A 12,512-nucleotide genomic window follows, 5' to 3' on the forward strand; every position below is an offset into this window, starting at 1 on the left:
GAATGCTTTAAGACCCTTCCGAGTGAACTTGAACTCGGGAGGGTCTTTTTTAACTCATATTCAAGGCAACCTGGTCCTTGTTAGTTGGAAGATGATGAAGAAGCGGCAGCAGCCGATGCTGCGGCAGCTGCGGCCATGGCTGCTTGTTGAGCGATGATAATATTCGTGATGCTGGTTGAGATCGCTGTCGTTAGCATACCGTTTCGCAGATTCTCCACATATTGAATGGCTATCAACGCGGATGAGAACAGAAGCAGCTCCTGTTTATCGATCGACCATGCACCGAAACCTTTTTGAGTCCGTAACCAGTCATTTGTCTCCGCGACTTCATCCACTAATGCGTCTCTGTCCGAGGGCAGTAGAGAAAGTAACCCGAGAGAAGGTAATGTGTACGTTTTATCCATTCGGAGATTCCTTTGACGAAAAGCTTCATTTAAGGCAATCACACGAGTCCCTGCATCCGGGGTATCCTCTCCAAGAACGAGTACCTGTGTTAACGCCTGCACACTGTTTCTGGAAGAGAACTCTGGTTTCAATTCCCCGTAGAGTTGTTCCATTCGTGCCACACCAGTATGCACGTCGAGATCGGAAAGGGCTAACATGGCAGCGAAAATGTAGTCATCCTGCCCAGTAAGGAAGTGATGCTCTGCTTTCATGCCGTCATAAAATGATTTTGCTCGCTCCACCGTAGGTTGAAACTGATCGGGTGACACCTGAGTTGCAATCTGATAGGCGGCAATAACGAGATAATCCGAGTTGCGGAATTTGATCTCTTTCATCAGATCATAGACATGAAGGGTATCTGCCAGCTTTGTGTTCTCATCCGTTGTAAGGGAGAGCATGGTAGCAATGCTGATGGCAGAATTACCTCTGAAGGCAGAGAAGAGTTTTGTGTTTTGTTTAATCAACTCTTGGCTTTGGCGAATAGCTTCTGCATCAGCAACTTTATTCTCCGCTGCATAGAGCAGGGCGGCCAGACGGTGAATCATCCCATGTTGCCATTTGAACGACTTCTTGATGATCTGAGTGTTGGAAACGAATAATTCAACTCGTTCTGCATGAGGTTGTTGCATAGGGCTTACCTCCATTTTAAGAAAATATCATAGTCAATCTTTCATCCTGCCGTCATTGAGAGATCAGATGATTAGGAATATTAAATGAATTAAAGCAATTATTCCCATTGGATATATGAATGTTCTGGAGAATCCATTTTTAAATTCATTGTGCGGGTGCTTCTCGAAAAAGAAGTGCAACACGGTATGTATGATGAAAAAGATATCCAGCACCCAGAATGTAATCGTTTGATAGGAGCTAAAGAGCAGAGAGAGGATGATAGTGTACATTGGCAAGTGAATCCAGGTGAAATACCTGTAGGCTTTATCATCTTTCATATCTTTTAATACAATAAACAATTTCCACTCGGACCGCCTGATCGCATCCATTTCATGAAGCAGGAATAGAGAAAGGTTAAACAAAAATAAGACCAGTAAGAAGTCAGGCATGTGAAGCCTCCTATTTATCAATTTTATACAAGCAGATCGATAACGACAAGTCGCATAATACCCAAAGTTACAATACGTGAGCTGTCCATAGGGGTTCCAGTGACCTCCCTGTAGAGTCAGGGAAAAGGAAGTCTGGCGCTATGATTACACAACACTGCGAGGAATTGTTGAATCAGTTGTCTGCCATATTCATTAAGCGGTTATCCTATACCTATATGTGTAGTGAATCCGTTTCCTCACATTCCTTGTTGTATTTCTGCGGCACATCTCGTACAATTTGGTGAAGCAATTCTGCATTGCGTTAATGTGAATGTGAAAATTAAAAAATTACATCAAGAAGCTGTACACAAGAAAAGGGGAGAATCGCTTGGAATCAAAGCAACTATCTAGAGGGCTAAAGCCCCGCCATGTTGAGCTGATTGCACTCGGAGGTACAATCGGCGTAGGCTTGTTCATGGGATCGGCGAGTACGATCAAATGGGCAGGTCCATCCGTGCTGCTGGCCTATTTGCTGGCCGGTATCATTATCTTTTTTGTCATGCGTATTATGGGGGAAATGCTGATTCAGGAGCCAGTCACGGGTTCGTTTGCGACATTTGCTCACAAATATATTAGTCCGCTTGCCGGATTCCTCACCGCCTGGAGTTATTGGTTCCTGTGGGTTACAGTTGGAATGGCGGAAGTTACGGCAATTGGCATCTATGTCGGGTATTGGTTCCCGGATATTCCACAGTGGCTGCCGGCACTTGCCGGGGTGCTCATCATTGCGGCGGCGAATCTGGCGGCTGTGAAGTTCTATGGGGAATTTGAATTCTGGTTTGCGATGATCAAAGTAACGGCTATTGTAGCCATGATCGTGATCGGAACGGGGCTGATCTTCTTCGGATGGGGGAATGGGGGGCAGCCAATCGGGCTGTCGAATCTGTTCAGCCATGGTGGCTTCTTCCCTGGAGGCATCAAAGGTTTCCTCTTCGCGCTGTGTATCGTCACGGCTGCTTATCAGGGGGTGGAGATGGTCGGTATTACAGCAGGCGAAGCGGAGAATCCGAAACACACCTTGCGTAAAGCGATCAAAAATATCGTGTGGCGTATTCTTATTTTCTACGTCGGTGCCATATTTGTCATCGTGACCTTGTACCCGTGGAACGAGGTAGGGGAGACAGGCAGTCCGTTTGTGCTCACCTTTGCCAAGGTCGGCATTGTTGCTGCAGCGGGAATTATCAATTTTGTGGTGCTCACGGCGGCCATGTCGGGATGCAACAGCGGAATCTACAGTGCGGGACGGATGCTGTACACGTTGGCTGAGAATGGGCAGGCACCTGCCTTTTTCAAAAAACTGTCCAAAGGTGGGGTTCCCCGCAACAGTATCGTCATTACGATCTCCTTGTTGTTAATCGGAGTTGTACTGAACTATCTGATGCCAGACTCCAAGCTATTCCTGTACATCTATAGCGCAAGTGTTCTTCCAGGCATGGTTCCATGGTTCGCGCTGGCGTTCAGTCAGTTCCGATTCAGAAAGCGCTGGGGCAACGAGATGGCGGATCATAACTTTAAGTCCAAATGGTTCCCGATCAGCAATTACATTATCATCGTGTATCTGATCCTCGTTATCATCGGTATGGCGTTTAACCCGGATACGCGCTTGCCTCTGATAGTTGGAGCTACGTTCATGGCTATCGTGGTGGCTGGATATTTCGCATTTGGCATCGGAAAAAGACAACGCATAGATGGCGGCAAAGGTCGCTAATCTAATATTCAGTAATCAACTTATATCGTAATATCATACGTGCATTCCTTGAAATGACTGGAGAACCTGCGGGTGATTCAGCATCATTCAGGGAGTGCTTTTTTTTATCTGGAAATACATGTTTGATATAAAATTCTCTAATCTCCGTAGATTCTAAGCCAGACAGTTGCCAACGAAAATGGGGCAGGTCCAGTTTAAATTTGGCCAATCTCGGTTACAAAGAAAAGAGTGAAACTTTTATGAAAACAACTTCTGTGATTGTAGTGATCACTATAAATATCCAAGGAGGAATTGAACATGGCTAATCAAGACCAGCACACCATGCAAGATCCAACGACACAATATCCGAAGGCTACACCGGAGTGGAAACAGCAACAGGATGAGCCGGGACTTCAGCGTGAGATGACTCCTGTTCCTGATGCGGGTGAGAAAAGTTATAAAGGTAGCGGACGTTTAACAGGCCGCAAAGCGGTTGTGACCGGAGCAGACAGCGGGATTGGCCGCGCGGCAGCGATTGCGTTTGCCCGTGAAGGTGCAGATGTTGTCCTGGCATATCTACCGGAAGAGGAAGCAGATGCACAGGAAGTCGTGAAGCTGATTGAGGAGGCTGGCCGCAAAGCAATTACGATGCCAGGTGATCTGAAGGATGAGAAATACTGTGAGGAACTCATTGAATCTGCGGTCAAAGAGCTTGGCGGGATTGATATCCTAGCTAACGTGGCAGGTAAACAGCAGTTTGTAGAGCAAATCGCGGATCTGACCACCGAGCAGTTTGATGCAACGTTCAAAACAAATGTCTATTCCATGTTCTGGCTCTGTAAAGCAGCTGTGAAACACATGAAGCCGGGCAGCTCGATTATCAACACATCGTCGATTCAGGCGTACAAGCCTTCGCCAATCCTGCTGGATTATGCGACAACGAAGGCAGCTATTAACACGTTTAGCAAAGCATTGGCCCAACAGGTGGGCAGCAAAGGAATTCGTGTCAATGTTGTTGCACCAGGTCCGGTATGGACACCGCTGCAAGTTGTAGGTGGACAACCCGTCGAGAAGCTGGCCGAGTTTGGTTCCAATACACCGCTTGGTCGTGCAGGACAACCTGCCGAGATGGCTCCGGCATTTGTGTTCCTGGCAAGCCAGGAATCCAGCTATGTGAGCGGCGAAACATTGAATGCAAATGGTGGTACGGTTAGTCCGTAAACGTTGAATATAAAAAAAGCTTTTGGATCATAAGCCGGTTAAACAAAGAACTCCATTCCCAATGAAGGTGAATGGAGTTCTTTGTTTTATTTTTTAACAATTATTAAGTTACTTCTGTTCTGGTTTCGGGTCCAGAATGGCATAACTTCCGAGCGTTGCCAATTGCGCCGTGTTCAGTAGGGCTTCATCCACAGCAGCAAGAGCTTCGCCGGCAGCTGTCATGAGCTCATCAGAATCAACAGGTGAGGCAAAACGGAGAATGACCCGGTTCTCTCCTTTTTTGAGTTCACTCTCAGCCTTGGTTTTGTACTCATTAATGGAAGCGACTTCGAGATCATTCTGCACATAATAATCATTGGCATCGCTCTCGCCATCGAACATCGCGAGTTCGGAATCAAGCCAGTAATCCTTATCTGCTATCGTTTTCTGACTGGCAGCAGTCTCATCGTTGGCATTGTACAGGAAGTAAGGGATGCCGGAGTTGGTCAGATTGTTGGTGGCATCGACATGGAACCATTCATTTCCGATTTTGACCTTGTTCCAAGCATGTGGAACGCCGCTGGAAGCTCCTGTTACGACGATGCTTTCCAGTCCCGAGAGATCGGAAAGCAATTTGTAGACGGAGGCATAGCTGGCGCATACCCCAACACCTTTGACCAGAATACCGTAAGTGGTAAACGAGTCATTGAACTGTGGGTCGACATTTTTGAAATTGTTCTGCTCTGCATTCTCCAGCGCTGCATCGTCATACTTCGCGTTATCGTTCAGATAATCGTAGATGGCTTTACGTTTCTCGTCTTCGTTCATGCCATCCTTGATGATGGAAGCCACGACTTCGTTTGCTTTGGCAATAATCTCATTTTGCTTCTTCTGAATACCACTTGCAGACTCATTGTAATGAATCGAAAGGGTAAGCGTACCGTAGTTATATTCGAAACCTTCCACACCAAGAATCAATGGATTCTGGTACATCACTTTCAGAACCACATCCGAGAGTGTCGTGAAATTTTGAGCCTCGGGAAAAGCCTTTAACGAAATTTTATCTTGTGCCGCAATCATGTTTTTGGCCAAAACTTCTTCCAATGCGGAATCTGCATTGATCATTGCATCACCTGTAGCAGGCTGAGGCACAGTTTCCTGATTACCTTGTTCTACATTTTGCTGTGTATTGGACTTCTGTTCATCTACCAGATTGTCTTCTTCAGCTTCAGGAGCTGGAGCAGTGGCTTCATTGGATACTTCTTCAGAAGCCATATCTGAAGAAGTATCAGAAGTATCATCGGAAGCCTCAGTAGATAGAGGATCAGTTGCATCTTCTGAAGTCTCAGTATCGGTTGTGGACTCTGTAGTTGGAGTTTCCGCTACCGGTGCTTCTTCTGTGTCTGTTGCAGACTCAGGTGCATCATGATTGTTGATGATCGTTGGCACATCAGGGGCAGGAACGTAAGGTGTGTCATTCTTCGGTTCCACCAGTCCGTTGCTGGACTCGGCTACGGTTTGCTGAGCAAGTCTTTCCAGGTCTGCTTCGGTCACATTTTCTACACGTACATAACTTTTCAGAGCTGTTCCTTTAATGTGAAAAGGAATATTCGTCTCATTGAACTCTGAAATTTCTACGCTTTTGGTATCATAGACAATGGTTTCACGAGCTAGAGAGCCGTCATTGTACTCAACTGTTGCTTTCTGAGGAAGTATATCTATATTCTTTAATTTCTCCCTATACAATTGTTCTTTCAGAGATGTTGGTAACTGGGAAGCAAGCGGAGCTGTAGGGACACCTCTGCTAAAATTGGATTCTTTGCCTCCGCCGATTGCAGTGACATAATATTCTCCTCGTATACCATGGTTCTGAGTGGTAGTTATCATTTCATTATAAGTGCCTAGCCCGCCTTTTCCGTCTCTCAAAAAATCATTGAAAGACGTCTCTGTCGTTACCGCAATATCTAAAGGCAGACTATTACTGAAAGCGTCCTCTGCGCCAGTTAGAGGTACATTGGTTTCGAAGTTGGTTAGGTCAGAACGTTTATAAATTTTATATTCAGTGGCACCTTCAACTTTGTCCCAGACCAGCTTGAACCGTCTGTCTTTATCAATCTCATATCTTAGATTGGGCACAGGTAACTCCGATTTCACTGTAAACGGAATAATGATGGGCTGATCGAGCAGTGTTAGCTTCTCAGCATCCGGATCATAATTCAGACGAATGTAATAAATGGGGGCACCGCCCCAAGAACTTTGATCCTTGTTCATCATGGAATCTGAACTTAATACGCCCCATCCAAGAGGTTTAATGGAAACACTATTGTCGTTTGTCTCTGGAATGGCATATACATCGCTCGCTTTGAGTGCTTTAATATCGGTATGTACACTAATAATGTCACTAGCTCGCAGGTTACTTTTACGTAAATCTGCTTTAAACTTGAACGTAAATTCTTCATCCTGAGCTACGTTGTACATCGGCATGATCGCTTGTTCCGATTCAGAGCCGTATTTCTGCTTCAAACTTAAAATGGTAGAACCTTCTACGACTTCTGTAGGATTATTCTCGGACGGACTGCTTTCCTGTTCATTACTCTGGCATCCAGCCAGTAACAGGGTGAGCGCAAACATAATGAAAAATAGACGTTTCATGATACACCGCTTTCTCGTTTTTCTGAATTGATCTAAAAGCTACATTTCTACACCGAAAGATTATCAGATATGGTTAAAACCCATACTCAATCCTCTTAACGGCTAAACCTCCTATTAATTTCCTGACATCCTTTGCTAGTTTATGGTCATATTGACGCATTGTCAAGGTGAGAGGGTAGGTTTTAAGTCCTGTAGAACAATAGAACAGATGTAATTCCGTAGCGTGTGTTCCATGTTAAAATATAAGAATTACTACATATTTATATATAATCGGATATTTTGAATAGACTGGAGTGGCTCAGATGACAGCAGAACAGATTGTCAGATCCTTTTTTGAAGAGGTCCGATCAGGCCGGAATCCGGATTATGCAAGCAGTGTAATGGCGGAACAGGTACTGGCCCATCAAGTGATATCCGAAGAAGAGGTCACGGTGACCCGAACGCCTTCCGATTATGCGGATCATGTGCGAGAGATGATCGAAGCTTACGGGGATTTCTCACTTGAGATCCAGGAGTTGCTGACACAAGGGGATAAAGTCTATGTGCGCTGGAAACAAACCGGTACCCATGTAGGAGACGTGGACGGATATACACCAACGAATTTGCCAGTGATCGAAATTGCGAGCGCGGTATACCGGGTGGCAAACGAACGCATTGCAGAATATTGGATTCAGATCGACAGATTGGGTATCGAGAAACAATTGGAACGGAATCGGAGCTGAGTGTATCAGCTCTTTTTTTAGTTTTTGATTTTCTGTAAGCGTTCTCGTGTTATAATGGACCAAGTTGTATACAAGTTACCTAAAACGTTTTCTGCCCTTTTGACTTCATAATCTGAAAGCGAGGTTCAGTGATGATTAAAGCAACGGAAGATAATCAATATGTCGAACTGACAAGCCCGACAAGTTTACCGAAGGCATCCGGATTTCTTTGGAATGAAAAGATGATGATTCATGTGAATTGCCGGGGGTACGCTGTCGCCCAATTTATGCAGCCCGAACCTGCCAAATATTCGTACGCGCCCAACCTGGAAGCGAAGACATTTATGCAACCGGAGCAGCCATACTATGCCCACCATCCGGGTCGGTTTGTTTACATTAAAGATGAAGTAAGTGGCGAAATCTTCTCGGCCCCGTATGAACCGGTTCGCAAGCAGGCGGATAGCTATACGTTCGCTGTAGGCAAACATGATATTCATTGGAAAGTGATTCAGGACGACATTTGCATCGAGATGTCCCTGCGTCTGCCGAGGGAAGATGTCATGGAGCTGTGGCGTGTAAAGGTAACCAATCTGTCTTCGAGAAAACGCAAGCTGAGTATCTACCCGTATTATACGGTCGGTTATATGTCATGGATGAACCAGTCCGGTTCCTATGTGGAAGAGTTACAGGGCATTGTCTGCTCGGCGGTTACGCCGTACCAGAAATATCAGGATTATAGCAAAATCAAAACCTACAGTGACAAAACCTATCTGCTTGCAGATCACCAACCGACCGCCTGGGAAGTGAATCAAGAGAGCTTTGAAGGTGAAGGGGGACTTCATCATCCTTCTGGACTTCAGTCGGAGACACTCGCTGGTGGAGATGCGCGATATGAGACACCTGTGGCCGTATTGCAATACAGAGTAGATCTGGAAGCTGGTGCTGAGCAGGCCTACCGATTTATCTTTGGCCCGGCTCATGATGAGGCAGAGATTGAGGGCATCCGTCAGCATTATTTTGTGAAGCAGAATGTGGAAGGACAGGATGGTTTTACGGCTGCCGAGCAGGAGTATGCGAATTATATTGCGGAAGGGAAGGGAAACATTCAGATCCAGACATCGGATGGCTGGCTGGATAATGTCGTGAATCACTGGCTGCCTCGTCAGATGTATTATCACGGGAAAACAAATCGTCTCTCGACCGATCCACAGACCCGGAATTATCTGCAGGATAATATGGGGATGAGTTACATTCAGCCGCAGGTTGCAAGGGCGGCATTCCTGACTGCATTGTCACAACAGCATATTAGCGGCGCCATGCCGGACGGCATTATTTTGCACCCGGACGCAGAATTGAAATATATTAACCAGATTCCTCATACCGATCACTGTATCTGGCTTCCGGTCTGTATGAAGACTTATCTGGATGAAACCAATGACTATAGCATTCTGGAGGAACAGGTTGCTTTTACAGACAGTCAGCAGAAGCTTTCTGTACTGGAACATATGAATCTTGCGATGCGCTGGTTGATCCATGAGCGGGATGAGCGTGGGTTGAACTATATCAATCAGGGTGACTGGTGTGATCCGATGAACATGGTGGGATACAAAGGCAAAGGCGTATCCGGCTGGCTGACCATTGCAACGGCATATGCTTTTAATGTGTGGGCAGAAATTGCTGAACAGGCAGGGCATGCAGAGGTTGCAGCGGAATTCCGTCAGGATGCCAATCAGACGAATGCGACAGCGAATGAGTACCTGTGGGATGGGGACTGGTATGCCCGAGGCATTACGGATGACAATGTAGTGTTCGGTGTGAGCAAGGACGTGGAAGGACGCATCTATATCAATCCTCAGAGCTGGGCACTCATGAGCGGTGCTGCCGATCAGGAGAAACAGGAGAAGTTAATCCGCGCGGTAGAGGAGCAATTGGAGACGCCATATGGTGTCGAGAAACTCGCGCCGTCTTTCACAGCGATGCGGGAAGATGTAGGCCGTGTCACGCAGAAACATCCGGGAAGTGCAGAGAATGGTGCAGTGTACAACCACGCGGCAGCTTTCTATATTTATGCATTGTATCTGGTAGGAGAGAAGGAGAAAGCGTATCGTTTGCTGCGTAAAATGATTCCGGGGCCCGATGCCGAGGATATTCTCCAACGGGGTCAACTGCCTGTATTTATCCCAAATTATTATCGCGGAGCTTATCGTCAATTCCCACGTACAGCCGGGCGCTCCAGTCATTTGTTCAACACCGGCACAGTGCCTTGGGTGTATCGTTGCCTGATCGATGGATTGTTCGGCCTGCAAGGTCACGCACAAGGGCTTCAGGTTCGTCCGCAACTTCCTGAAGATTGGAACGAGGCGTCGGTCACGCGGTTGTTCCGCGGGGCTAAGCTGAACGTGAACATGAAGAAGGATGCAACAGTCCAGACGATTGAAGTGTATGTTGACGGTGAACGTATAGAAGGTGACATCATCAAGAATATCCAAGCTGGCGTGAATTATGAGGTGCTGGTGAAGCTGCCTTTGTAGAAAAGAGTACGGAGAACTGCCTTTCCTCTAAATAGGAGGAGGGCAGTTTTTGCTGTCAGCTTGATCAGGACTTGTTCCATTCTTTGACTCTGTACCAGTAGCTATATACTTCCGAATAACCAAGCTTGGCGTAGAGCTTTACCGCAGGTGCATTATTTGCAACAACTTGCAGATAACTGGACGTGGCGCCATTCTCTTTTGCCCAATGCAGGAGGTGAAGGATCATCTGTTCAGCAAGTCCCCGATTCCGAAAGTTAGCATCTGTAATGATATCATACAACCCAACATAGCCGCGTTCGATTACACCAAATCCACAAGCGACGACTTGCCCGTCAAGTAACAGCGAGATGAAACCTGCCTTTGTGCGAATATTGTTCAACATAAGTTCTGTCGTTTCCCGTTGCAGATTATTCACCTTGTTCAGTCGGCAAAAGTGATCCAGCCACGCTATGGTCAACTTTTCGTCAATCTGTACAGCTTGGTGCACAGGTTCTTTGATATCATCTAGACTCCGAGTCTGGATACGAGTCAGATCCACAACAGCATACCCTTTGTCCTGCAAAAGCTGGTCGAGATGATCCGGCTGAATAAACGGCGTGATTTTGAAAATCGTACTTAACTGATTGGAAGCATAGATACGCTCACATTCCTCAATTTTTTCATGCACATCCAGTGTGGAGTAGTAGATGGGTTGAATGGAATTGGCACGTTTGGTATACCCTTTGGCAAAACGCAGTACCCAGCCGTCATATAGCAAGGTAGACAAGGGCTGCCAGTGGTTAAGAGATATCTCTTCAATGGTTTTGTGTTCTGTATCCGTTGTATGAGTCATATTCAACCTCCGATTTTATAATTTAATAATAATACATAATTATGTATAAAAATACAACATGAACATATATATCGCCAAACAGTATGCATTAAGGACAGAGATGGTATACAATTTGATTTGGTTGAATGAATAACTTTAGAAGCGGAGCGCATTATGTTAACGATAGAGATGCAAGGCCATAACATTAACTGTCACATCGAATACGGCAAACGCAAGAAAGTTTCCATCACGATGGACTTGCCTTATATGGTAACGATCAAAGCACCCAATGGTACCAGTGAAGACATGATCCGGCAACTTGTGGAGCAGCATGGAGATGTGATTTTGAAGAAGTCCGCTCTGATGCAGCGGGCGCTCGATGGTCCTCAAGCCAAGGAATACGAAGACGAAGGCAAAGGGAAGTTTTTGCTTTTTGGCAAGGAACACGCATTACATGAATTAATTCCTGTAGAGGGACTTACAGAAGAAGAGCTGCGAGCGAATCTGAGGAAGTTTTATTTTGCCGAGTGTAAACGCATGATTGGGGAGCGCATCGGTCGTTATCAGCAGGAGTTGAAGGTGAAGCCGAGGTCGATAGAGATCGTGGATTCTCCCACGAAGTGGGGCAGTTGCAGCTGGGACAAAAAGCTGACGTTCAATTATCGCCTGGCGATGGCTCCACTGGAAGTGATCGATTATGTCATCATCCATGAACTTTGCCATATTCACCACATGAATCATGATCGCTCTTTCTGGCGACGGATCGGCAGCATCATGCCGGATTACAAAACAAAAGAAGATTATCTGATGCGAAATGGTCGGGCCATGACACTGTAAATTCAGGCTTAATCCTACAGTTCAAATTGCATGAAAATAGCTGTTCCGCTCGTCCATTTAAAGTACAATATAAGCAAATATGCCCGTACCACGAGACCATGCTGTATCCGTGGTGGAAGGAGTCCAAAATGGCTGAGAGTAACCATTATTCGGTGCTGGTAGATGAATATATCTCCGAGTTTGCACCCGATGTACAGGTGAGATTACAGGCGTTAAGACAGATAATTCGTGAAGCAGCTCCGAACGCCGAAGAGAAGATCAGTTACAAGATGCCTACGTATGCACAGCATGGGAATTTGGTTCATTTTGCCGCATACCAGCATCATATTGGCTTCTACCCTGCTCCCAGTGGAATTCTGGCGTTCAAGGAGGAACTCTCCAAGTATAAAGGGGCTAAGGGATCTGTGCAGTTTCCGCTGGATCAGCCATTGCCGGAGGATCTGATCCGCCGGATTGTGGAGTTTCGGGTGAAAGAAAATGTGGAGATCGCGCTGGAAAAGAAACGCAAAAAGGAAGCATCAAAGTAACCCAAGCTCGTATCATACCAAAGTT

At 46.1% G+C, this 12,512-nt stretch carries 10 protein-coding genes; 6 read left to right on the forward strand and 4 right to left on the reverse strand.

All coding sequences use genetic code 11. From position 1 onward, the window contains the following. Positions 1–80: 80 nt before the first annotated feature. Positions 81–1,073 carry a DUF4003 family protein gene (locus MKX40_RS04145; protein ID WP_339239593.1) on the reverse strand — a complete coding sequence of 331 codons (993 nt, stop codon included), beginning with the start codon at positions 1,071–1,073 and terminating at the stop codon, positions 81–83. Between the two features lie 63 nt (positions 1,074–1,136). Then, the gene (locus tag MKX40_RS04150) at positions 1,137–1,502 is read right to left on the reverse strand and encodes a DUF6713 family protein (RefSeq protein ID WP_339239596.1); all 366 of its coding nucleotides are present in this window, start codon (positions 1,500–1,502) and stop codon (positions 1,137–1,139) included. 367 nt (positions 1,503–1,869) lie between these two features. Here MKX40_RS04150 and MKX40_RS04155 point away from each other — a divergent pair, with 367 nt between their 5' ends. Both MKX40_RS04155 and MKX40_RS04160 read left to right on the forward strand, forming a co-directional pair. Beyond that, on the forward strand, positions 1,870–3,249 hold the full coding sequence (locus MKX40_RS04155) for an amino acid permease (RefSeq protein ID WP_339239597.1): 1,380 nt from the start codon (positions 1,870–1,872) through the stop codon (positions 3,247–3,249). A gap of 297 nt (positions 3,250–3,546) precedes the next feature. Beyond that, entirely contained in the window at positions 3,547–4,449 is a 903-nt protein-coding gene (locus MKX40_RS04160; protein ID WP_091038895.1) for an SDR family oxidoreductase, read from the forward strand. A 108-nt stretch (positions 4,450–4,557) separates the two neighbouring features. On the opposite strand, the gene MKX40_RS04165 is transcribed toward MKX40_RS04160, so the two are convergent. After that, positions 4,558–7,080, reverse strand: a complete 2,523-nt coding sequence (locus MKX40_RS04165; protein ID WP_339239598.1) for a transglutaminase domain-containing protein — start codon at positions 7,078–7,080, stop codon at positions 4,558–4,560. A gap of 302 nt (positions 7,081–7,382) precedes the next feature. Between MKX40_RS04165 and MKX40_RS04170 the strand changes: the two genes are divergently transcribed. Together MKX40_RS04170 and MKX40_RS04175 are read left to right on the forward strand one after the other, a co-directional pair. Next, positions 7,383–7,802, forward strand: coding sequence for an ester cyclase (locus MKX40_RS04170; protein WP_339239600.1), 420 nt, complete (start codon positions 7,383–7,385; stop codon positions 7,800–7,802). A 131-nt stretch (positions 7,803–7,933) separates the two neighbouring features. Further along, positions 7,934–10,312: an amylo-alpha-1,6-glucosidase gene (locus MKX40_RS04175; protein ID WP_339239601.1), complete on the forward strand. Its 2,379-nt coding sequence runs from the start codon at positions 7,934–7,936 to the stop codon at positions 10,310–10,312. A 64-nt stretch (positions 10,313–10,376) separates the two neighbouring features. Here the strand turns inward: MKX40_RS04175 and MKX40_RS04180 are convergent, their stop codons facing one another. Next, complete coding sequence (locus MKX40_RS04180) at positions 10,377–11,144, reverse strand: GNAT family N-acetyltransferase (RefSeq protein ID WP_339239602.1); 768 nt, start codon at positions 11,142–11,144, stop codon at positions 10,377–10,379. Positions 11,145–11,297: 153 nt separating this feature from the next. Between MKX40_RS04180 and MKX40_RS04185 the strand changes: the two genes are divergently transcribed. Together MKX40_RS04185 and MKX40_RS04190 are read left to right on the forward strand one after the other, a co-directional pair. Next, a complete protein-coding gene (locus MKX40_RS04185) occupies positions 11,298–11,960 on the forward strand; it encodes a SprT family zinc-dependent metalloprotease (RefSeq protein WP_339239604.1) in 663 nt (220 codons plus the stop codon). 128 nt (positions 11,961–12,088) lie between these two features. Beyond that, the gene (locus MKX40_RS04190) at positions 12,089–12,487 is read left to right on the forward strand and encodes a DUF1801 domain-containing protein (RefSeq protein WP_339239607.1); all 399 of its coding nucleotides are present in this window, start codon (positions 12,089–12,091) and stop codon (positions 12,485–12,487) included. Positions 12,488–12,512: the final 25 nt, after the last annotated feature.

It is taken from the genome of Paenibacillus sp. FSL R5-0517 (assembly GCF_037974355.1).
Taxonomy (GTDB): Bacteria; Bacillota; Bacilli; order Paenibacillales; family Paenibacillaceae; genus Paenibacillus.

What these genes read in the sequence shown, in the direction of transcription:
- MKX40_RS04145 (WP_339239593.1), bottom strand. Translation starts at nt 1,073, where the DNA reads ATGCAACAACCTCATGCAGAACGAGTTGAATTATTCGTTTCCAACACT.
- MKX40_RS04150 (WP_339239596.1), bottom strand. Translation starts at nt 1,502, where the DNA reads ATGCCTGACTTCTTACTGGTCTTATTTTTGTTTAACCTTTCTCTATTC.
- MKX40_RS04160 (WP_091038895.1), top strand. Translation starts at nt 3,547, where the DNA reads ATGGCTAATCAAGACCAGCACACCATGCAAGATCCAACGACACAATAT.
- MKX40_RS04165 (WP_339239598.1), bottom strand. Translation starts at nt 7,080, where the DNA reads ATGAAACGTCTATTTTTCATTATGTTTGCGCTCACCCTGTTACTGGCT.
- MKX40_RS04170 (WP_339239600.1), top strand. Translation starts at nt 7,383, where the DNA reads ATGACAGCAGAACAGATTGTCAGATCCTTTTTTGAAGAGGTCCGATCA.
- MKX40_RS04175 (WP_339239601.1), top strand. Translation starts at nt 7,934, where the DNA reads ATGATTAAAGCAACGGAAGATAATCAATATGTCGAACTGACAAGCCCG.
- MKX40_RS04180 (WP_339239602.1), bottom strand. Translation starts at nt 11,144, where the DNA reads ATGACTCATACAACGGATACAGAACACAAAACCATTGAAGAGATATCT.
- MKX40_RS04185 (WP_339239604.1), top strand. Translation starts at nt 11,298, where the DNA reads ATGTTAACGATAGAGATGCAAGGCCATAACATTAACTGTCACATCGAA.
- MKX40_RS04190 (WP_339239607.1), top strand. Translation starts at nt 12,089, where the DNA reads ATGGCTGAGAGTAACCATTATTCGGTGCTGGTAGATGAATATATCTCC.